Origin of the sequence: Oceanococcus atlanticus (genome assembly GCF_002088235.1) — a bacterium.
In the GTDB taxonomy this organism is placed as follows: domain Bacteria; phylum Pseudomonadota; class Gammaproteobacteria; order Nevskiales; family Oceanococcaceae; genus Oceanococcus; species Oceanococcus atlanticus.
In genome coordinates this window covers 698,528-719,685 of record NZ_AQQV01000002.1, presented here as the reverse complement: position 1 = coordinate 719,685, position 21,158 = coordinate 698,528, and the positions used below count along the sequence as shown (strand labels likewise).

The 21,158-nt window shown below is 60.2% G+C and carries 19 protein-coding genes and 1 other RNA gene; 3 read left to right on the top strand and 17 right to left on the bottom strand.

Annotation, left to right across the window (positions count from 1 at the left end; translation table 11 throughout):
* The first annotated feature begins 21 nt into the window (after positions 1-21).
* On the top strand, positions 22-1,854 hold the full coding sequence (locus ATO7_RS10445) for a S8 family peptidase (protein ID WP_158523159.1): 1,833 nt from the start codon (positions 22-24) through the stop codon (positions 1,852-1,854).
* On the opposite strand, the gene ATO7_RS10440 is transcribed toward ATO7_RS10445, so the two are convergent.
* The 16 genes from ATO7_RS10440 to ATO7_RS10360 all read right to left on the bottom strand — a co-directional run bounded on the left by ATO7_RS10440 (position 1,855) and on the right by ATO7_RS10360 (position 17,129).
* Positions 1,855-2,442, bottom strand: coding sequence for a uracil-DNA glycosylase family protein (locus ATO7_RS10440; RefSeq protein ID WP_083561666.1), 588 nt, complete (start codon positions 2,440-2,442; stop codon positions 1,855-1,857).
* Between the two features lie 3 nt (positions 2,443-2,445).
* Complete coding sequence (locus ATO7_RS10435; RefSeq protein ID WP_083561665.1) at positions 2,446-2,907, bottom strand: EVE domain-containing protein; 462 nt, start codon at positions 2,905-2,907, stop codon at positions 2,446-2,448.
* Between the two features lie 4 nt (positions 2,908-2,911).
* Complete coding sequence (locus ATO7_RS10430) at positions 2,912-3,502, bottom strand: 5-formyltetrahydrofolate cyclo-ligase (protein WP_083561832.1); 591 nt, start codon at positions 3,500-3,502, stop codon at positions 2,912-2,914.
* Positions 3,495-3,678, bottom strand: a non-coding RNA gene (gene ssrS, locus ATO7_RS10425) — 6S RNA. The genes ATO7_RS10430 and ssrS overlap by 8 nt, the downstream gene beginning before the upstream one ends.
* Positions 3,679-3,706: 28 nt before the next feature.
* Positions 3,707-4,048 carry a cell division protein ZapA gene (locus ATO7_RS10420; RefSeq protein ID WP_083561664.1) on the bottom strand — a complete coding sequence of 114 codons (342 nt, stop codon included), beginning with the start codon at positions 4,046-4,048 and terminating at the stop codon, positions 3,707-3,709.
* Positions 4,045-4,239 (bottom strand): hypothetical protein, encoded by a 195-nt coding sequence (locus ATO7_RS10415; RefSeq protein WP_083561663.1) that lies wholly within the window; start codon positions 4,237-4,239, stop codon positions 4,045-4,047. The genes ATO7_RS10420 and ATO7_RS10415 overlap by 4 nt, the downstream gene beginning before the upstream one ends.
* Before the next feature lie 50 nt (positions 4,240-4,289).
* The gene (gene egtD, locus ATO7_RS10410; RefSeq protein WP_083561662.1) at positions 4,290-5,234 is read right to left on the bottom strand and encodes an L-histidine N(alpha)-methyltransferase; all 945 of its coding nucleotides are present in this window, start codon (positions 5,232-5,234) and stop codon (positions 4,290-4,292) included.
* Positions 5,231-6,391 (bottom strand): ergothioneine biosynthesis protein EgtB, encoded by a 1,161-nt coding sequence (egtB, locus tag ATO7_RS10405; RefSeq protein ID WP_083561661.1) that lies wholly within the window; start codon positions 6,389-6,391, stop codon positions 5,231-5,233. The genes egtD and egtB overlap by 4 nt, the downstream gene beginning before the upstream one ends.
* 114 nt (positions 6,392-6,505) lie before the next feature.
* On the bottom strand, positions 6,506-7,855 hold the full coding sequence (locus tag ATO7_RS10400; protein WP_083561660.1) for a DegQ family serine endoprotease: 1,350 nt from the start codon (positions 7,853-7,855) through the stop codon (positions 6,506-6,508).
* A gap of 74 nt (positions 7,856-7,929) precedes the next feature.
* Positions 7,930-8,559 carry a YbhB/YbcL family Raf kinase inhibitor-like protein gene (locus tag ATO7_RS10395; protein ID WP_083561659.1) on the bottom strand — a complete coding sequence of 210 codons (630 nt, stop codon included), beginning with the start codon at positions 8,557-8,559 and terminating at the stop codon, positions 7,930-7,932.
* A gap of 10 nt (positions 8,560-8,569) precedes the next feature.
* Positions 8,570-9,610: a protease SohB gene (gene sohB / locus ATO7_RS10390; RefSeq protein ID WP_083561658.1), complete on the bottom strand. Its 1,041-nt coding sequence runs from the start codon at positions 9,608-9,610 to the stop codon at positions 8,570-8,572.
* Positions 9,611-9,636: 26 nt separating this feature from the next.
* Positions 9,637-10,602, bottom strand: coding sequence for a ferrochelatase (gene hemH, locus ATO7_RS10385; protein ID WP_083561657.1), 966 nt, complete (start codon positions 10,600-10,602; stop codon positions 9,637-9,639).
* Positions 10,603-10,604: 2 nt separating this feature from the next.
* Positions 10,605-12,251 carry an alanine/glycine:cation symporter family protein gene (locus ATO7_RS10380; RefSeq protein WP_158523158.1) on the bottom strand — a complete coding sequence of 549 codons (1,647 nt, stop codon included), beginning with the start codon at positions 12,249-12,251 and terminating at the stop codon, positions 10,605-10,607.
* Positions 12,252-12,262: 11 nt separating this feature from the next.
* The gene (locus tag ATO7_RS10375; protein ID WP_083561655.1) at positions 12,263-13,591 is read right to left on the bottom strand and encodes a sodium-dependent transporter; all 1,329 of its coding nucleotides are present in this window, start codon (positions 13,589-13,591) and stop codon (positions 12,263-12,265) included.
* A 411-nt stretch (positions 13,592-14,002) separates the two neighbouring features.
* Positions 14,003-15,649, bottom strand: coding sequence for a hypothetical protein (locus ATO7_RS10365; RefSeq protein ID WP_083561653.1), 1,647 nt, complete (start codon positions 15,647-15,649; stop codon positions 14,003-14,005).
* 169 nt (positions 15,650-15,818) lie between these two features.
* Entirely contained in the window at positions 15,819-17,129 is a 1,311-nt protein-coding gene (locus tag ATO7_RS10360) for an acetyl-CoA C-acetyltransferase (protein WP_083561652.1), read from the bottom strand.
* 272 nt (positions 17,130-17,401) lie between these two features.
* On the opposite strand from ATO7_RS10360, the gene groES reads away from it, so the two are divergent.
* Positions 17,402-17,689, top strand: coding sequence for a co-chaperone GroES (gene groES / locus ATO7_RS10355; protein ID WP_083561651.1), 288 nt, complete (start codon positions 17,402-17,404; stop codon positions 17,687-17,689).
* A 201-nt stretch (positions 17,690-17,890) separates the two neighbouring features.
* A complete protein-coding gene (gene groL / locus ATO7_RS10350; protein WP_083561650.1) occupies positions 17,891-19,534 on the top strand; it encodes a chaperonin GroEL in 1,644 nt (547 codons plus the stop codon).
* A 77-nt stretch (positions 19,535-19,611) separates the two neighbouring features.
* Here groL and ATO7_RS10345 read toward each other — a convergent pair whose 3' ends face one another.
* On the bottom strand, positions 19,612-21,129 hold the full coding sequence (locus ATO7_RS10345) for an alkaline phosphatase PhoX (RefSeq protein WP_083561649.1): 1,518 nt from the start codon (positions 21,127-21,129) through the stop codon (positions 19,612-19,614).
* Between the last annotated feature and the right edge of the window lie 29 nt (positions 21,130-21,158).

Sequence of the window (21,158 nt, the reverse complement as noted above, 5' to 3'; positions counted from 1 at the left end):
ACGATCCCAGAGGGGGGCAACATGACTTCGACTCTTCGCCAATATTCCGTCGCCGCATCACTGGTTTTTGCGGCTTTCGTGACCTCGGCTCAGGCGCAAAACACTGACCTCAGCGCGCGTTATATCGTTCAGGCTGAAACTGTTCACCAGGCCCGAGGATGGGTCGAGCGTATCGGCGGCACGGTTGAATCCGAGCTGTCGGTGATTCGCGCTGTCGGTGCAGTTCTGAGCCCGGCTCAGGCCGAGCAGTTGCGTACCGACCCGCCTGGCCTGCGCGTCCATGCCAATCATCCGGTCAAGGTCTCCGGACTGCTCGGTGGATTGGGCGGCGCGGTCGGCGGTCTGGTTCAGAACGTTGAGCTGGATGATGAGGAAGGCCTGATTCTGTGGCAGCCCAAAGAATCTCATTTCACAACCTGGGTTGGCGCCGATCAGTTGCATGATCAGGGTGTGACCGGGCAGGGCGTGGCCATTGCCGTGCTGGATACCGGTATCTGGCAGCATCACGGCCTTGAGCTGGGTATCAATCTGCGCACGCCGCGAATCGTTGCGCGGGTCAATGTCCTGGACAATGAGAGCGGTGACCCAAGTGGGCATGGCACGCACATATCAACGGTTGCAGCCAGCAGCTTCCAGACCCCCAGCGGCCGTTATCAGGGCATCGCGCCGGATGCCAATCTGGTTGATGTCAAAGCATTTGATGAGAACGGTGCGTCCACATATCTGGACGTGATCGAGGGTATCGAATGGGTTGTAAACAACCGCGAGACCTACAACATCCGGGTGCTGAACATGTCATTCAGTGCGCCGCCCCAGTCGTTCTACTGGGAGGATCCGTTAAATCAGGCGGTGATGGCGGCTTGGCAGGCCGGCATCGTGGTGGTGGCCTCTGCAGGCAATGACGGCCCGGAGCCGATGACGGTTGGGGTGCCCGGCAATGTGCCGTATGTCATCACCGTTGGGTCGGCGGATGACAACTACACGCCGGGTGATGACAGCGACAACTTTCTGTCTACATTTTCGTCGGTCGGGCCGACCTACGAGGGCTTTGTTAAGCCCGATGTGCTGGCCCCCGGCGGTCATCTGATGGGCATCATGCCGTCGCAAGCCAAAATCGTTCAAGGGCACGAGTCGTATCTGCTTGAGGACAATCGGCACTTCCGTATGTCCGGCACCTCGCAGTCTGCGGCTGTGGTCAGTGGCGTTGTCGCCTTGATGCTGCAGGCTGACCCGAGTTTGTCGCCGGATGACGTCAAATGCCGCCTGGCCAGCACGGCATACGCCGCCATGAATGGCGACGGGGCCATGTATTCCGTGTTTCAGCAGGGGGCAGGTCTTGTCCATGCGGTCGATGCCGTGGCCAGCGACAATTCAGCGTGTGCCAACCAGGGCTTGGATGTGGCCAAAGATCTGTCAGGTGAGGAACACTATGCCGGGCCGGTGCAGGAAGACGAGGATGGCAATTTCGTCATTCGTGATGAGAACGGCAACGCCACGGAATTGAATGGCGATGCCTACATCTGGAGTCGTGCCTACATCTGGTCACGGGCCTACATCTGGAGCCGTGCTTACATCTGGTCACGTGCGTACATCTGGAGCCGTGCCTACATCTGGTCACGGGCTTACATCTGGAGCCGCGGCTACGATTGGGATACAGCGCAGGCCGAGACCTATGCCCAGGATCCGGTGGCGGCAGCGCCACAGAATCTGTTGCTTACGGTGACCGATATCCTGAACGCGTTGCTCAACCCTGTGGGGCAACTGGTCAGCGGGCTGTTGCCGCTGGAGTGGGCTGAATCGGTGATTCCTGGCAACCGTTGGGTTGATCACGAACCGCAGCGCTACGTCGACTGATCAGTCAAGCAGCGTCGCAATCCGTTGTTGAAGATGCGGGATTACATCCTGCTCAAACCACGGGTTGCGACGCAACCAGATGTTGTTGCGCGGACTGGGGTGCGGCAGTGGCAGAAACTCAGGCCAATAGGCCCGCCAGTTGGCGACGGTCGCGGTGAGTGAGCCTTCGCCCCCGTCGAGGTGATAATCCAGTGCGTACTGACCCAAAACCAGCGTGAGCTGAATATGCGGCAGTTTGTCGAGTAGCATCTCGCGCCACGCGGGGGCGCACTCTTTGCGTGGCGGCAGGTCGCCGCTTTTGCCATGCCCTGGGTAGCAGAACCCCATGGGCAGTATGGCTATCTTCGCCGGGTCGTAGAACGTTGCGGCATCCACCCCAAGCCAGTTGCGCAGACGATCGCCACTGGGATCATCAAAAGGCACGCCACTGACGTGCACCCGGCGTCCCGGGGCCTGGCCGGCGATCAGTATCTGAGCGCTGCGGCTGGCCTGCAGCACGGGTCGCGGCGCATGTTCGAGGCTGTCCGCACACAATTGGCAGGCGCGGACTTGCTGAAGCAGTGCGTCGAGCGAGCCACCCCTGCTCATGCGTTATTCCAAGCCCAGGATGTAATCCCAGTGTTGTGCATCGACCGGCATGACCGACAGACGATTGCCACGTCGCACCAGGGCGAAATCCTGCAATGCCTCAGCGTGGTCCTTGAGCTCTTTCAAGCTGATGGTGCGCGCCAGCGGCCGCACATACTGGATGTCACGCAGATACCAGCGAGGTTTGTCGGGATCGCTTTTCGGGTCGAAGTGTTTGTCGTCCGGGTCGAATGCGGTGTGGTCCGGCCGGGTTTCTCCGCGCACGCGTGCGATGCCGACAATGCCAGGGATGTCGCAATTGGAGTGATAGAAGAACACCTCATCGCCGTCCTGCATGGCGTCGCGCATGAAATTGCGCGCCTGATAGTTGCGCACGCCGTCCCAGGGTTCTGTTTGCTCAGGGCGGTTTTTGAGATCGTCGAAGCTGAATTCGTCAGGTTCGGATTTCATCAGCCAGTAGGCCATGTGCTCAAGTTCCTTGTATCAAAATGGTTCGCGTTGGGGTGATGATGCCATCCAACGGAATATCCCAGGTCTGTGTGGGTACATGCTCCAGTTCCTGCACATCATGCGCGATGCCCAGCAACCACGGGCGGCGAGGGCGCAAACGCGCTAGGGCTCGGTCATAGTGGCCGCCGCCCTGGCCCATGCGGTTGCCAGCCGCATCAAAGCCCAGCAAAGGGACGAGGATCACGCTCATGGACCAGATGGCCCAAGGGCGGCGTCCGTAGGGTTCCTCAAAGCCCAGATGGTGACGCCGTTTGGGGGCGCTGGCGGGCAGGAAACGCATATGTGTGCCGACAACCTGGGGCAGGGCCACGCGTTCGATGGCGCAGTGCTCAAGAAAACACTGCAGCGACAACTCGCTGCCCGCTGCGGTATACGCGCCCATTCGAGATGCATGGCTCACGCGGGGCAGCTGGAGCAATCTTCGCGCCAGCGCCGTAGCCGCGAGTCGTTGCTCGCGTGGGCTTAAGGCGCGCCGCCGGGCACGTAACTCGCGGCGCAGGTCGCGCCTGTCAGAAGCTGCCTGCGTCGGTGGAATAAGGGCCCGGTTCACCGCCTGTGCCGACGCATGTCATTGACCTTGAGACGAGGTCTCAAGTGGGTGCGACACTCCACGCCATCAGGCTTTCCGCTACGTGGCGGACTTGCACACAAGCGCAAGCCCCGCTCCCGGGGTGACAAAATTGGCTCAAGGGGTTCCCGACACGCTATCGAGCACCGCAGTAGAACCGGGTCAGGGATTATACGTGGGGATGATTCAATCGGCTTCAAGTTCTGAGTCGATACGCAGTTGCATCTGATGCGCGCGGTCATCGTCGCCATCATCCAGGTTGCCATCCAGCGCAAAATCGACGCTTTGGCTGAGGTCTGCTTCGCTAGACTGCCCGGCCTGGTGCATCTCGCGGGCCATATTCAAAGCCGCCATCACCGCGATGCGCTCGATGCCCAAACCGGCTGAGCGCTTGCGGATAGCGATCATGCGGTCGTCAAGATAACGCGCTGATGCGAGCAGCAAATCACGTTCTTCCTTGGGGCAGGCCACCTGATATTCGCGGCCCATGATTTTGACTGTCAGCGGCACCGAGTCATGGGGTTTCATGCATCACTCTCCAGTTCCAGACGCTTGATACGCTCAATGACATTCTCCAGCCGTTGGCGCAATTCGGCGTTGCGTTCATACAAATCCTGACGTTCGATGCGCAGCTTGCGATTGCTTTCGCGCAGCGCGGCATGCGAGTCGAGCAGCGCATCAATACGGCGCTCAAGCTTGAGCCATTGTTGTTCGGTCATCGTGGCGTACCGTGCACGAAAACCCAGAGTTTAACAGGCCCGACTGGTGCCTAGATGCATTCCAGGTGAAACACGCCGAACCAGTTTTTCGGGTCGCTGTACATGTTGCGCAATGACCAGCCTGAGGCGTGCGCCAATTGCTCGACCTGAGTGGGCGTGTATTTGTGTGAATACTCGGTGCAGATGGCTTCCTGAGAGGCCAATGCAAACGCATGCCCGGCCACGTGAACGGTTTGTTCGCCCAGGCTGATCAGAAACATCTGTATGGCACCGATCTGCGGATTCCAGCGGGCTTCGTGGCGAAACTGGCTGAGATCGAAATCACAGCCTGCGGCGTGGTTGAGGTGACGTAGCAGATTGAGGTTGAAGCGGGCTGTTACGCCGGCTGTGTCGTTGTAGGCCGCTTCCAGCACCTCGACCGGTTTGACCAGATCAACGCCGAGCAGCAACTCGCCGGCACCGCCGCCCCAGCGGCTGAGTCGGCGTAGAAAGGCCTGGGCATCAGCTGGGCGGAAATTGCCCAAGGTAGAACCAGGGAACCAGATCACCGGTTTCTTGACGCCTTCTGGTAGCTGCAAGTCGGCGGTAAAGTCAGCGCTCAACGGCCGCACGTTGAGGTGCGGGAAACCCTGTCGCAGGTCCTGCGCATAGGCTTTCAGTTGTGCATCGCTGATGTCGATCGGCACGTAACCGGCGGGTTGATCCAGTGCCTCAAGCAGCAGGCGGGTTTTGAGTCCGCTGCCACTTCCCGGCTCAACCAGCCAGCGCATCGGTCCCAGTTGTTTCGATATGGTGGGTAGATGAGTGCGCAAAATGGCCAGTTCGGTGCGCGTTGGGTAGTACTCCGGAAGCTCGCAGATGCGCTCGAACAAGCGTGCGCCAGCGGCGTCGTAGAAATACTTGGAGGGCAAATGCTTGTCGCCGCGCGACAGGCCGCCCAACACCTCGGTCTGCATGGGCGTGAGCGGCAAGGGCTGATGTTTCGCTGCAGTCATAAGTCTCGCGCCAGACGCAGGCCGCTGAGTTGCCAGCGACAGTGCGGGTGAAAGAAATTGCGGTAGCTGATACGACTATGGTCGGTCGGCGTGTACGCTGAACTGCCGCGCAAGATCATCTGGTTGCACATGAACTTGGCGTTGTACTCGCCGAGAGGCCCCGCCGGGGGGCGGTAGCCGGGATAGGCCTGATAAGGGCTTGCTGTCCATTGCCAGACTTGGCCCATCCAGTTGTTTTCGTCGGGGAAAAGCCTGGCGGCAACTTCCCACTCCGCCTCCAGCGGCAGGCGGGCGCCGGCCCAGCGCGCATAGGCATCGGCTTCGTAAAAACTCAGGTGGCACACCGGGGCGTCTGCGGCGCGCGGCTGATCACCGCGCAGACTGAAAGCCTGGGTTGCTTTGGGGTGCCAGTACAGCGGGTGTTCGAGCTGTTCTCTTTGCACCCAATCCCATCCGTCGGACAGCCAGTAGGTCGGGTTACGGTAGCCACCGGCGTCAATAAACGCTTGAAACTCGCCATTGGTAACCAATGTTGAGGCCATCTGGAAAGCGTTTAGCCAAACCTGATGAGGTGGCGTTTCGTTGTCGTAACAGAACGCATCACCCTGGTGGCCGATCTGATACAGGTCTGCAGCCATATCCAGCCAGCGCCGCGATGACGGGTTTTGATCCACCATCGGCGCGTTGTCGCAATAGCCGGGGTGCAGCGGGTTGCAGAAGAAGGCGTGCTGGATGTCGGTGAGCAGAAGCTCTTGATGCTGCTGCTCGTGATTCAGGCCAATCTCGGTCAGTCGCAGAAATGCGTTGCTGGCGTTGGGCAGTTGGGCAAGCATGGCCTGATCCACGGCTGCGCGGTAGGCCAGAACTTCGTCCAGGCTAGGGCGGCTCAGCAGGCCGCGTTGCGGGCGCGCATGGCGTTCGCCAAGCGCGTTGTAGTAAGAATTGAAGAGATAGGGATAGTCGCTGTTGAACAGGTTGTAGTCGGCGACCAACTCCTGCAAAACAACCGTTTCGAAAAACCAGGTGGTGTGGGCCAGATGCCATTTGGCCGGGCTGGCATCATCCATGCTCTGGATGGCGCAATCTTCAGCGCTTAGTGGCGCAATCAACGCCTCGGAGCAGGCGCGTACGGCCGGGTAACGATCAACAATACGCATTACGCAGCCCCGTGGGGATGTCTTGGCACTATAACAAACACATCCGCCGAGGTTCGTGACAGGCGCATGACAAGCAGCCCGGCCCGAGCGTTCTGCCCGGGCCGGGAAGCCGGATTAGCGCAGCAGCAGGAACAGGGCGCCCTGACCGCGGTTCAGGTGCAGCAGGAGCTGTGCATCGTCTTCCGTGTTTTCCAGCACTTCACCCAGGGCGCTGAGCGAGTTGACGGCATTGCGATTGACTGAGGTGATCACATCGCCAGGACGCAGGCCTGCTTCCGCAGCCGGGCTGCTGCGTTCTACGTCTTCGACCAGCACACCACCGTCCAACTGATCGGCCAGCGGATGGTCTTCCGGCAGGTCACGCAGCGTGGCGCCGTTCAGGCGCGGGTGATCAAGGCTGGCGGCGCCCGGCAGGGTGCTCTTGCCCAGGGCCAGTTTGACGCTCATGCGCTCGCCATCGCGCAGATAATCGATCTTGACCTTGTCGCCCTCTCGGTACAAACCAATGGCATTGCGCAGGGCATCGAAATTGCGGATCTCCTGGCCATCCACCTTGGTGATGATGTCACCAGATTTCAGACCGGCAGCCTCAGCTGCTGAGTCTTCCAGCACCCGCGCTACAACCGCGCCGCGCGCGGCATCCAGGCCGAAAGCCTTGGCCAGTTCCGGGGTCAGATCCTGACCGATGACGCCGAGCATGCCGCGCTTGACGCTGCCGTGCTCAACAATCTGGTCCATTACCGACATGGCCAACTTGATCGGAATGGCAAAGCCAATCCCGACACTGCCGCCGCTGGTTGAGATGATTGCGGTGTTGATACCGACCAGACGACCACGCAGATCGACCAGGGCGCCGCCGGAATTGCCGCGGTTGATTGAGGCGTCGGTCTGAATGAAATTTTCGTAGCGATTGCCCAGCCCGGAGCGGCCTTTGGCGCTGACAATGCCCGAGGTTACGGTTTGGCGCAGACCGAACGGATTACCGATTGCAACAACAAAGTCGCCGACTTCAAGCTTGTCCGAATCACCGATGTCCACCGCGGTCAGGTCTTTGGACGGGATACGCAGCACAGCGACGTCACTGTCCGGGTCTGAGCCCACCAGTTCGGCTTCCAGTTCGCGGTCGTCGGCCAGACGAACCTTGATTTCATCCGCTTGGGCAATGACGTGGTGGTTGGTCAGAACCAGGCCCTGTTTGGCGTTCACGATCACGCCGGAACCCAGACCTCGCACTTCACGTTCAGGCACCCGGTCGCCGAAGAACTGGCGAAAATTCGGATCATTGAAAAACGGATGCTGGACCTGGCCTTTGCCCTTGACCAGGACGTTGACCACCGCCGGAGTGACCTGCTTGAGCATGGGCGCCAAGCTCGGCAGAGGTTCATCGGCGACGGCCTGGGGCAGTGCTGCGTGAGCCGCAGGCATGATCAAGAGACTCAGAGCAAGCAGTAAGGTTTTGCGCATGGAATTCGAATGTGTTGTTTGGGGAAGCGTTGCTGTGACTGTTGTGCGTGGCAACGGTTCCCCGTAGGAACCGATCAGGCAGGCACGTCGGGATTCAGACTGTAGGTGCCAACCAGGGTGGCTTCAGCCAGAACGTGGCCTTCGAGTGCCTGGCGTAAAGCCGCCAGGTCGAAGCCGGGCTTGAGCCCGAGGCTGGGTGTGTCGAGCGCGTACACGGTGAAGTGATAGTGGTGCACCAGGCTGTCATTCCAGGGCGGGCAGGGGCCGTCGTAACCCAGGTAGGTGCCTTCCATGTCCGGATCGCCGGCAAACCAACCGGTGTAGTCATTGACGCCTTGCACGCTGCCGGCCGGCCCTGGTGGCTCGGTTTTGCCCCGTGGGGTGATCCCGTCACAGCAGCTGCCAGCGGCAATACTGGTGATGTCGGGTGTGATGTCGCTGACCAGCCAGTGCACAAACTCGGTGCGCGGTAAATCGGCAGGCACACTGCGGCCCTCCTGGTTCACGTCATCGGGTTTGGTTGGTACGTCACTGTCGATGCAGCAGACCACGTAGGACTGGGTGCCTGCTGGGGCATCGTCCCAGCTCAGATGCGGGTTGCGATTCGCTGCCATCTGCACATGCTGCGTGGGATGCGGGGTGCAGAAGGCGAACTCACCGTCGATCGCTTGGTTGTGACGCAGGCTGTTGCTGTTCAGTTGCATGGCAGGCTCCTTACTCGCTTTGCAGTCTCAGATAGTCGTGGCGCTCCACATTGAGTGGTTTGCGGAATACTTGCACCGCTTGCGAGATTTTTTCCGCCAGCGGTTGGCGTGATTTGTACTCCACGCTGTAGATGTCGCGGGTTTTGAGGCATTCCAGCAGGTAGTCGTCACTGGTTTTGATTTCGTCGATCAGGCCCAAATCAAGCGCGCGTCGCCCATACCAGTGTTCGCCCGTGGCGACCTTGTCGAGCTCCAGCTTAGGCCGGGTGTCGAGCAGGAACTCCTTGAACAACTCGTGGGTGTCCTGGATCTCCTCGCGGAATTTCTCCCGTGCCTTGTCATCGTTTTCGCCAAACATGGTCAGGGTTCGCTTGTACTCGCCTGCGGTAACCATCTCGAAATCGATGTCGTTCTTTTTAAGCAGTCGATGGAAGTTGGGGATCTGTGCGATGACGCCAATTGAACCAACGATGGCAAACGGGGCAGCAATGATGTGATCAGCCACGCCGGCCATCATGTAGCCGCCACTGGCCGCAACGCGGTCGATCGCCACCACCAGGCGCACATCGCGATCACGCAGGCGGCGGAGCTGCGAAGCCGCCAGGCCGTAGCTGTGAACCAGACCGCCGCCGGATTCGATTTTGACCAGCACTTCGTCTTCCGCTTTGGCCACCTGCAGAATTGCGCTGATTTCCTCACGCAGGTTGTCGACCGCGCTGGCACGCAAATCACCGTCGAAATCCAGTACAAAAAGTTTCGGGTGCGGGCTTGGCTTGTTGCCTTGCTTGGCAGCTTTGGCTTCGGCTTTCTGATCTTTCTTTTTCTGTTTTTTCTGAGCTTTGGCTTCGTCGTCGCTGAGCAATTCCTGATTCAGGATATCGGTCATCGTCTCGTAGCGACGATTGATGTTTTTGATCTCGAGCTGCTCGCTCATCTGTTCGCGCATTTGCCGAACCAGGGTCAGCACGGTGCCAACAACAAAAATGATGGCGGCAACGAGCGTTACGGCCTTGGCCAGGAAAAGGCCGTACTCGACGAGAAATTCAGTCATGGGGTATCCGGTGGGGATTCAGGCGCTCACGCCTGCCCAAGACGGGGCGAGAGCAGGGCGGCAAGCGCCTGGATGTGTTGCGGGTTGTCATTGAGCGCGGGGATGTACGTCAGCGTTTCGCCGCCCGCCTCGCAAAAGGTTTCTGCTGCCTGTATGCGGATTTCTTCCAGCGTTTCAAGGCAATCCGCGGGAAAACCTGGGCAGATGATGTCGACGCTGCGCAATCCGCCCTCGGCCCATTCGGCCAGAGTGGGCTCTGTGTAGGGTTGCAACCAGACCTGCTTGCCGAAGCGACTCTGATAGCTCAAGGCCCACTCATCGGGGCTCAGTTCCAGCGCATCGGCCAGGGCCCGTGCGGTGGCTTCACACTGCGCCTGATAAGGATCGCCCAAGCTCACATTGCGTTGTGGCAGGCCGTGAAAGCTCATCAGCAAACGTTCATTGCGGCCGTGCTCGGCCCAATGCTGCTGCACGGATTGTGCAAGGGCGGAGATATAGCCCGGGTCGGTGGCGTAATCGGCGATCCATTGCAGTGCCGGCATGGCCCGGCGCTGTCGATAAATCTGTGCAATACGATCGAAAACGGTGGCGCTGGTGGTGGCAGAGAACTGCGGGTACAACGGCAGCACGATGATTTCATCGCAGCCGAGTGCACTGAGCCGATCCAGGCCTTGCTCCAGCGACGGCGTACCATAGCGGTAGGCTGTCTCCACCGGGCAGCGCAGCTGTTGGCGCAAACCATCGGCTATACGCTGGGTGTAGACGGCCAGTGGCGAGCCTTCGTCCATCCAGATGGTGGCGTAGTTATGAGCCACCCGCCGGCTGCGCAGGGGCAGGATCAAGCCGAACAGCAAGGGACGCCACAGCAGGGCAGGAATCTCGACCACGCGCGTGTCGCTCAGGAACTCCGCCAGGTAGGTACGTACGGCTGCCGCCGTAGGCGCCTGGGGTGTGCCCAGATTGACCACCAGCACACCAGGATTTGCCGCCATGTTTAGACCTCTTTGATGTCACCACTGTCGAGTCGTCGGAAATAGTCTTTGTAGGCACGCATGGCTTTACTGCCGAGTACGACCATGACCGGAACGTTGATCGCCAGCATAAATCCGATGGCGACGGTCGATATGGTATCGATCTCTGCCGCTGTGCGGATGAAGCCGAGGCAGGTCACCACAATCAGCCCGCACCAGACCACCCTGAACGGCACAATCAAGCGCTGGCCGGACAGGTAAATCATGCCCTGCTCGCCGTAGTAGCTCCAGGTGATCATGGTTGAAATGGCGAACAGCCAGATCGTGATCGTGACCATCCAGCGCCCCAGGCCATCGAAGCCGCTGTCAAAGGCGCGCGCAGTCAAGGTGGATGCGGGCAGGTTTTCGTAAAGACCGGCATCGACCAGTTGTGGCTGTGCGGCGCTGCTGAGCGGCTTCCAGCGAATGCTCAGGTTGCCACTGTCGCCCTCGATTTGGCCGAACAGGCGATGGCGAGCTGTGCTGCCGTCGTCTTGCGTGAGCGTAGCCACCACAAACACGGTGTCGCCATCACTCCACGGCCCCGGCGGCGCGCTATCGATCGCGGGCGCCCAGCCTTTGTCAGATTGCACTGTGCTGGGTGTGGCTGGCCATTCGCCGGCCGGGCCACGTTGCCAGACACCGCTGGAAAGAATCACGAACGCGGTCAGGGTGCAGACCACCAGCGTGTCGATAAACGGTTCCAGGCCGCCCACCACACCTTCGGTCACCGGTTCTTTGGTTTTGACCGCGGAGTGGGCGATCGGGGCGCTGCCCAGGCCCGCTTCCGAAGAGAACAGGGCGCGCTTCATGCCGAAGATGAAGGCAGTGCCAACGCCGGCCCCGACAAATGCACCTGACGCTTCAGCCGGGCTGAACGCGCTAGTGAAAATCAGCCGAACGATATCCGGCAACATGTCCGCGTTCTTGCCGATCACGAACAGACCGCAGAGCACATAGATGCCGCACATCAGCGGCACCAGCGTGCCGGCAAAGCGACCGATGCGTTTGATGCCGCCCAGTATGACCAGGCCAACCAGTACCGCCATGACCAGACCGGATACCCAAGTGGGCACGCCGAAATAGCTGCGTGTGGTCTCGGCGACGCTCCAGGCCTGGAACATGTTGCCACCGGTCAGTGCGAACAGGATCAGCGGTAGACAGAACAGGGCGCCGATCAGACTGGCAAGTTTGCCTATGCCGGGAAACGCTTCGCGCAATCCGCTGCGAGCCACCCACATAGGTCCGCCGTTTGGATTGCTGGGGTTGTCGGTGTTGCGATACAGCATGGACAGCGTGACCTCGGTGGTTTTCAACGCCATCCCGGCCAGCCCCACCATCCACATCCAGAACACCGCGCCAGGGCCGCCCAACTCCACTGCAATGGCAACACCAGCGATGTTACCCAGCCCCACTGTGGCGGAAAGAGCCGCCGACAACGCCTGGAAATGGGAGATGGCGCCGGGGCCTTTCTTGCTGTCCCAGCGACCGCTGATCAAGCCCACACCATGAGTCAGAGAGCGGTATTGGCAGAAGCCGCTCCAGAAGGTGAACAGTACCCCCACGCCGAGCAGCGCGAGCAGCACCGGAACGGAGAGCATCACGCCGTTGATGACGTTGAGTGTATCCATGAAAGTCTGCATCAGATCAGCCCCGCGATCAGAACCCAGGCGATGCCCAGGGGTGCAATGAATCGACAAACAAACAGCCAGACGCCGGCCAGCGGAAATGCCACGTCACCATCGTTGGTGATTTCCCGGACCAGCCGGGGGCCCATGACCCAACCTACAAACAGGGCCGTGAGCAGACCGCCCAGCGGCAGCAGGATGTCGGTCAGCTGCGCAGCCCAGTCAAGAAAGGACTGGCCGCCGAACACCAGGCTGTCTACGGCGCCCTGTGACAACGCTGACGGAATGCCGAGTGCCAGGCAGATCATCGCCGACCAGGTCACTGCGCGTGCCCTGGACAACTGCTTTTCGTCCACCAGATAGGCCACGACAACCTCGAGCAGTGATACCGCCGAGGTCAGCGCGGCGACGAACAATAAGGCGAAAAATACGAAGCCGAAGAGCGTGCCGGCGGGCATTTGGGCAAACACCACCGGCAAGGTGATGAAGGTCAGCCCGGGCCCCGCGGCCGGGTCCAGCGCGTAGGCGAAGACGGCGGGCAAAATCATGAAGCCGGCGAGCACCGCAACCAGCGTGTCCAGGCCTACAACCATGAATGCGGCGCCGGGCAAGCGTTCACTGCGTGACAGATACGAGCCGTAAGTGATCAAGGCCCCCATGCCCAGTGAAAGGGAGAAGAAGGCCTGGCCTATGGCTGCGGTGAAGGTGGCGCCGGTGACCTTGGAAAAATCCGGTTTGAGGTAAAAAGCCAGGCCCTCGCCGGCACCCTCCAGGGTTACTGCGCGTACGACCAGAATCAGCAGCATGACGAACAGGGTTGGCATGAGCAGTCGCGAGGCACGTTCGATGCCGCGACCAATGCCGCCAACCACCACCGCACAGCAGGCCAGCATGAACAAAACGGCAGTGGTGACCGACCAGGCACCATTGCCGATGTAGCCGGTGAAGACTTCGGCAATCTGTGCGCTGTCGGTCGAGGCCAGATGCCCGCTGAGCATGAACACCATGTAAGCCACGGTCCAGCCGGCAATCACGATGTAAAACGACAGGATGATGAAGCCCGTCGCTACGCCGAGGTAACCGATCAGCGGCCAGGCACCTCCGGCCAGTGTTCGGAATGCCCCCACCGGATTTTTCTGAGTCATGCGCCCGATCGCCATTTCGGCAATGACCAGCGACAGACCAAATATCAGTATGAAAGCGAGATAAAGAATCAGAAAGGCGCCGCCACCGTTCTCCCCGGTAACGTACGGAAACTTCCAGATATTCCCCAGGCCCACGGCGGAGCCCGCCGCGGCCATGACAAAGCCGAATCGGCTGCCCCAATTTTCGCGAGATTGCATGTAATCCGCCTAATGTCCCCAAGTCTCAAGGATAGCTAAAACACCCGGTCTATTAGCAATAGGCGTGCCTGATTGCTTGTTGCGGACATTTTGCCGGCAGGCTCATGGATTGAGCCTGGGAGCGCGGATAGTGGTCACCAACCCACCAGCAGGAGAGTGATCCGATGAATCGATTGAGTGTGTTGTTAATGCACGACGGTGCCGCACTGGCGCCACATTTGCGCGTGCTGGGTGGGTTGGGTTTTCTGCTCTTTCTTTTTGCCGGTGGCGAGGGGCAGAGCGGCGTACAGGCCAGCTTTTTGGCCATGAGCCTGATTTTTCTGGGCGCTTCGGAATGGCTGCCCGGTCTGTCTTACGGCACGCGGCGTCGACATCAGGTGGTCATGCGTCGGGCACAACCGCCCGGTTTGATCAATTGGCCGGAAAAGCCGTCCACTCGCGGCTCCAGTCGCGGCGGTCGCCCGGGCGAACCGCGCCGAAGTAATCCGCGCTCTCGTCCCAGAACTCGCCCTGCGGCACCGGCACCGGCTTGACCGAGTAATTGATGCGTGCCGGACTGAAACGCGGTTCGTGAACGTCGCGGGCCTGCTCGCTTAAGCCGGTTGAGGCGACAAACTCCAAGCGTCGTTCATCAAGATAGGCGGCTTCGACAAAGCCCCCATCATCATCTTTTTCACCGGCTTCCTGCGGGAAGGCTTGTTCTGGCGTGGTGCCGGCCACGATCAGGCTGGCAAATGACAGCGTGCTGTCATTGACCAGACGCGTGACCGGTTCATCACGCAGGTCGATCAGTTCGGTGGTGAAGCCATCAATCAAGACGTTGTGAAAATGTCCGCCGCTGCCGCGTCGCACGGTCATGGCGCGGTGACGCTTCTGGCCCTGAGGATCGGAAATCATGGTCACGTTATAGAACTGCGGCTGTGAGCGTGGCTGCGCGTCCATGTCGGCTTTGTAATTGTCGCCTTCAAAGCCGTTGTCGCCGCGGTCTGGGTGCATCTGGATGATCAGGTTCTGCACGCGACCGGTCCAGCCCATGTCCCAGTCGAAGGCATCATCATCGGCACCGGTGACCACAATGTTCTTGAGGTCCACGGTGCCTCCAAAGACTTCAACCCCATCGTCCAGTCCCATGTGAACCTGCACGTTGCGCACGATGGTGCCATCGCCACAGCCGCCCAGGGTCAAGCCGTTGAGTTCGTTGTCCTTGGAGATTTCGAAGCCGGCAAATTCGATGCGCACGAAGTCGAGAACACCGCAGCTGCTGTTGCTGTCGCTGCCGCCAAAGTCACCGCGGCTGTCGCTGCGGTCGATGCCCTCAATGTGAGCATCTCGGTTGACCGGCGCATTGCCGAGAAGAACCAGGCCGCCCCAGTCGCCAGCTTGGCGATTGCCCAGCGCCTTGGCGCTGGTGAACACGATCGGCTGATCAACCCGGCCGCGAGCGTGAACGCTGGCATCGCGGGTCACGATCAGGGCCGAGCCATTCTTGCCGCGAACCGTCACCCCCGGTTCGATGGTCAGGCGTGCGTTCGATTCCACAAAGGTGAGTTTGGACAGCACATAGGTGTTGCCACTTTTCCACACGGTGTTCTGCAGGATGTTGTCGTCTACCGCGATGGTTTTGGGACCGGATGACGACGTCATGAACCAGACGCCGCCGCCGATCAGTGCCACTGCGAGTACAGCCAGGCCCAGCAAGGGCAGGCCGCGCGAACTGTTTTTCGGTTTGGCGCCAGAGCCACCGCTGCCACCAGCACCCAGCGATATGCCGTCAGCCGAGATGGCTGCAGAGGCGCGTGCCGCCCCGTTGGTGGGCGCGGCTTCACGTAGCCGCCCCTGTAAATTCAGTGCTTTGAGTTCACTGGCCATATCGCGCAAGGCCGGGTCATTCGCCCGTTCCGCCTTGGCCAGAATGCCGTCGCGATAAACCTGATCGCTGAGCAGCATGCTGAAGTGCACAAAGGGCATGCCCTGCGCGGTGTGTTTGTCGGACAAACGCTTGAGTTCCCACAGGCGGGTGACGGCTTCTGCGCGTTTGGTAGCTTCAGGTTGAGCCATGGCGGTGCACTGCACTTGGTCGAAGGGAGGCTCATCCTAAGTTGTCCACATGACACAAATGTTGCATCGCCGCAAAACGGTTGTTTACAAAGAAAAAACCCCGCTCAGGCATGCCTGAGCGGGGTTTGTGACCGGTGCAGAAGTCGTGCGCTGAGCACGACCTCGTCGCTTACGGGCGTTCGATGATCGCTGCGACGCCCATGCCGCCGGCGGTACAGATCGAGATCAAGCCACGACCACCTTTGTTCTCTTCGAGAATCTTGGCCAGGTTGGCAACGATGCGCGCGCCGGTGGCGCCGAACGGGTGGCCTACCGCCAGGGAGCTGCCCTTGACGTTGAGCTTCTCGCGCGGGACCGCGCCCATGGGCTTGTCTTTGCCCAGGTACTCTTTGCAGAAGCGCGGATCTTCCCAGGCCTTCAGCGTGCACAGCACCTGCGCAGCAAAAGCTTCATGGATTTCAAAGAAATCGATATCGTCGAAGCTCAGCCCCATACGATCGAGCATGTTCGGCACGGCCTGGGCCGGAGCCATCAGCAAGCCTTCGGCACCACGCACGAAGTTGTCACGGCTTTCGTTGCCTTTAACGAAGTCCACAGCGGCGGTCTGGCCGGTCACGAAGTAGGCCAGCACCGGCAGCTTGTTCTTCTTGGCGTAATCTTCCGAGCACAGGAACACGGCGGCAGCGCCGTCGGTCAGCGGGGTGGAATTGGCTGCGGTCAGGGTTGCGGCATCGCTCTTGCTGAAGACCGGCTTGAGTGTGGCCAGTTTTTCCAGGGTGGAGTCAGGGCGCAGGTTGTTGTCGCGTTGCACGCCGTTGCACGGGAAAACCAGATCGTCGAAAAAGCCGGAATCGTAGGCAGCGGCTGCTTTCTTATGGCTTTCATAGGCCAATTGATCCTGATCCTCGCGCGCGATGCCCCAGGCCTGGGCCATGTCTTCGCAGCTTTGGCCCATGGATTTGCCGGTACGTGCTTCCGCGTTCTGCGGAATGTTCGGCACCACATGCTTGGGACGAATCTTGGCCAGTGCCTTGGCCCGCTCGGCCCCGGTTTTGGCCTGGTTGACTTGCATGAAAATCTTACGCAGACCTTCGTTCACGCCGACCGGAGCATCCGAGGTGGTGTCGGTGCCAGCAGCGATGCCGCATTCGATCTGGCCCAGGGCGATCTTGTTGGCCACCAGCATCACCGTTTCCAGCGAGGTGCCACAGTACTGACCCACATCGTAGGCGGGGGTTTCATTGGCCAGCTTGGATTCCAGAACCGCTTCGCGGGTCATGGTGTCCTGCGGGTTGAGCTTGAGCACCGTGCCGCCAGCGACTTCGCCAACAACCTTGCCGGCCAGATCGTATTTATCGACCAGCGCGTTCAGCGCAGCGGTCAGCATCTGATGGTTGGACAGTTTGGCGTAAGCCGTGTTGGAACGGCAGAAGGGGATACGGGCGCCGCCAACAATGGCGACTTTGCGAACGGATGTCATAGAGGTGTACTCCAGTGAGAGCTTTGCGCTGCAGTGCACAAATGTGCGCAAACCCTACGGGATTTGCAAAGGCGAATCAAGAAAAACATACGGCGGCGTATGGAGGGGGATGAAAAACATGAGGAAAATTTTCCTTCCGCGCCCTTGAAACACGTTATTGCAACCCCACCTTGGCACTCACCTGGGGAGAGTGCTAAAAACCCTATTTTGGTGTACGGCAGCCTATGCGGCTGTTTTTATTAATTTTTGTTCTTCGTTAGGAGATCGAACACATGAGTTTGCGTCCTCTGCACGATCGCGTGATCGTCAAGCGCCTGGAAGAAGAAACCACGTCGCCGGGCGGCATCGTGATTCCGGATACCGCAACCGAAAAACCTTCGCGCGGTGAAATCGTGGCTGTCGGCAACGGCAAGGTCCAGGACAGCGGTGAAGTCCGTGCGCTCGACGTTAAAGTCGGCGACAAGGTTCTGTTCGGCAAGTACTCGGGCACCGAAGTCAAAGTTGACGGCGAAGAACTGCTCGTCATGCGCGAAGACGACATCATGGCGGTGGTTGAGTAAGAGTCTCCTCCCGACGCGTCCACGCGCTGCTGCTGGTGAAAAGCCGCCGCTCCTGCGTTGGGAAACTTGACCATAGCGCTGCTATGGCCTGCGCTCCCCGCCTTGGATCGACGACTTTTCCCTGTGCATCAGTCGCGCGTCCACGTCGCTCGGAGCCTCCAGGTCGATAACCGAATTCAAAGATATTGAAAGGAAACGAAAATGGCTGCTAAAGAAGTCAAATTCTCCGATGGCGCCCGGCAGAAAATGCTGAAGGGCGTGAACACCCTGGCCAATGCGGTCAAGGTGACGCTGGGTCCGAAGGGCCGCAATGTGGTGCTGGACAAGTCCTTCGGCGCCCCGACCGTGACCAAGGACGGTGTGTCCGTGGCCAAGGAAATCGAACTGGAAGACAAGTTCGAAAACATGGGTGCACAGTTGGTTAAGGAAGTGGCTTCCAAGACCTCTGATATCGCCGGTGACGGCACCACCACCGCAACTGTGCTGGCCCAGGCCATCCTGCGCGAAGGTGTGAAAGCGGTTTCCGCTGGCATGAACCCGATGGACCTGAAGCGCGGCATCGACAAGGCCGTTGCGGCTTCGGTTGCTGAGCTGCACAAGCTGTCCAAGCCGTGTGATGACTCCAAAGCCATCGCTCAGGTCGGCACCATTTCGGCCAACTCCGACGAAGGCATTGGCAAGAAGATTGCTGAAGCCATGGACAAGGTCGGCAAAGAAGGCGTGATCACCGTTGAGGAAGGCTCGGGTCTGGAAGACGAGCTGGACGTTGTGGAAGGCATGCAGTTCGACCGCGGCTACCTGTCGCCGTATTTCGTGACCGACCAGCAGGCCATGCAGGTTGAGCTGGAAAACCCACTGATCCTGCTGCACGACAAGAAGATCTCCAACATCCGTGATCTGCTGCCGCTGCTGGAAGGCGCTGCCAAGTCCAGCCGTCCGCTGCTGATCGTGGCTGAAGACGTTGAAGGCGAAGCTCTGGCTACGCTGGTGGTCAACAACATGCGTGGCATCGTCAAGGTCTGCGCGGTCAAGGCACCGGGCTTCGGCGATCGTCGCAAAGCCATGCTGGAAGACATCGCCATCCTGACCGGTGGTACCGTCATTTCCGAAGAAATGGGCATGCAGCTGGAAAAGGCTACGCTGGATCAGCTGGGCCAGGCCAAGAAGATTCAGGTCACCAAGGAAAACACCACCATCGTCGATGGCGCCGGTTCCTCGGAAGGCATTCAGGGCCGTATCGCCAGCATCCGTGCTCAGATCGAAGAGTCCAGCTCGGATTACGACCGTGAGAAACTGCAGGAGCGCGTGGCCAAGCTGGCCGGCGGTGTTGCCGTGATCAAGGTTGGCGCAGCCACCGAAGTGGAAATGAAAGAGAAGAAAGCCCGCGTTGAAGACGCGCTGCACGCAACCCGTGCTGCCGTTGAAGAAGGCGTGGTGCCGGGCGGTGGTACCGCTCTGATCCGTTGCCTGCCGGCGCTGGTTGACCTAAAGGGCGACAACGCTGATCAGGATGCCGGTATCGCCATTCTGCGTCGTGCCATCGAAGAGCCGCTGCGTCAGATCGTGACCAACTCCGGTGCGGAAGCGTCGGTTGTGGTTTCTGAAGTGTCCAAGCAGTCCGGTAATGCTGGCTACAACGCAGCCACCGGTGAGTTCGGCGACATGATCGAACTGGGCATTCTGGACCCGACCAAAGTGACCCGCAGCGCGCTGCAGCACGCGGCTTCGATCTCCGGCCTGATGATCACCACCGAAGCGATGGTGGCTGAAGTGCCGAAGGAAGAAGCGCCGGCGATGCCGGGTGGCGACATGGGCGGCATGGGCGGCATGGGCGGCATGATGTAAAGCCGCCCGGGTTCGCAAGAATCCGTGCTCCAAACAAAAAACCCCGCCAAGTGCGGGGTTTTTTTATGCCTGGTTGATCAGGCTTCTGGCGGCATGGCCTGGGCCAGCGGCGGGTTGACCCGTACCGCGAACGGCATGGTGATTTCGTACACCACGCCACCCATACCAAAGCTCACGCCGGTGCCGTCGCGCAGCGCACGTTGGTTTGAGACATACAGGCGACGCCCATCCGGCGAGAACGCAGGGCCAGTCACTTCAGTGGCGTTGGCACCGTCGGCCGGGCCGGGCAAGCGCAGCAGCGGAATGGTGCGACCGTCCGGCAGCAGGACCATGGCGCGCATATCGCCGCCGTCCTCAACCACCACCATCTCGCCGTCCAGCGTCATGGAGATGTTGTCGACCCCGGCCATGGGCGGCTCGTCCGGATCGACCGGCGAGCCGATCGGCCCGTCGTCGGGATTGTAGATGCTTTCAATGGTGCCGCCCTGCGTATCGATAGCCCAGATGTTGTCGTCACCTTTGGTCGAGAAGAAGATGAAGCCGTTGAGGTACCAGACACCTTCGTTGCCAGCCAAAACGGTGGTTTCGTCCTGATAGACCTGCGGTTGGGGGGTGCCGTCATCAATGGCATCGACCCAGCGAATCGGTGTGGGGCCGGCGCGGGCGGCATCCAGGCCGGCATCCACGGCCAGGGCCTGCAGCTTACCCTGGTCCATGTCGGGGCGGCCGCCTGCGGGCCAGGCATCGGCGCTGAATACGGTGCGGTAAAAGCGGTCGGATCCGGAGATGTCCTCGGTGTGGTAGATCGCGCGTCCGGCCTCATCAATGGCAACCATTTCATGGGCTTTACGCCCGAAACGATCGAGTCGGCGTGGTTCGCCGCCGTCGCGTAGCGGGCTGCATTCGAACATATAGCCGTCGGCGATCTCTTCGCCGTTGATCCAGGTGCCCCACGGGGTCGCGCCGCCAGAGCAATTGGTCGTCGTGTTGCGCTGAACCGGATAGGCGTCAACCAGATTGCCATCTTTGTCAAAGCGCAGCGCACTGACGCCCCCGGAAAACGGCAGCACCAGGGGGATTTCGCCCAGAGGAGGCAGCAGCCCGGAAACCGGGCCGAGCACGTTGCCCAGGGCTTCCACCGTTTCACGAGTGGTCAGCTCCGATAGCACTGGTATGTCGGGCAGGAAGCCGAACAGGGTGGTGGCATCGCGGGCTTCCGAATTGGACAGGTAGATCCAGCCACCATCATCGGTACGAAACATGCCGCCGCCATCAGGGTCGGAGTGCCACAGAAAGTCCGGCTGCGACGCGATCGGCGGTTGGCCATGTTCGGCCACCACGCGCGAGGTGAAACCGGCCGGCAGTTGGACGCCGTTTTCATCCGGCTCCAGTAGCGGGCCGATGTTCTCGAACGGGCTGCGGAAATTGGGGTTACGGCCGCCACCCGTGTTCAGGCCACCGTTGGAGTTGCATGCGGTCAGCCAGCTGGCCAGCGGCACGCTGCCAGCGGCAAACAGCATGTTACGCAGGAACAAGCGGCGCGGCAGGCCTTGCTGGGCAATCTCGTCAAGTATCGGGTTGGGCGTCCTAGACATCGTGGGTCCTCGTTCTGGTTTTGAGCGTG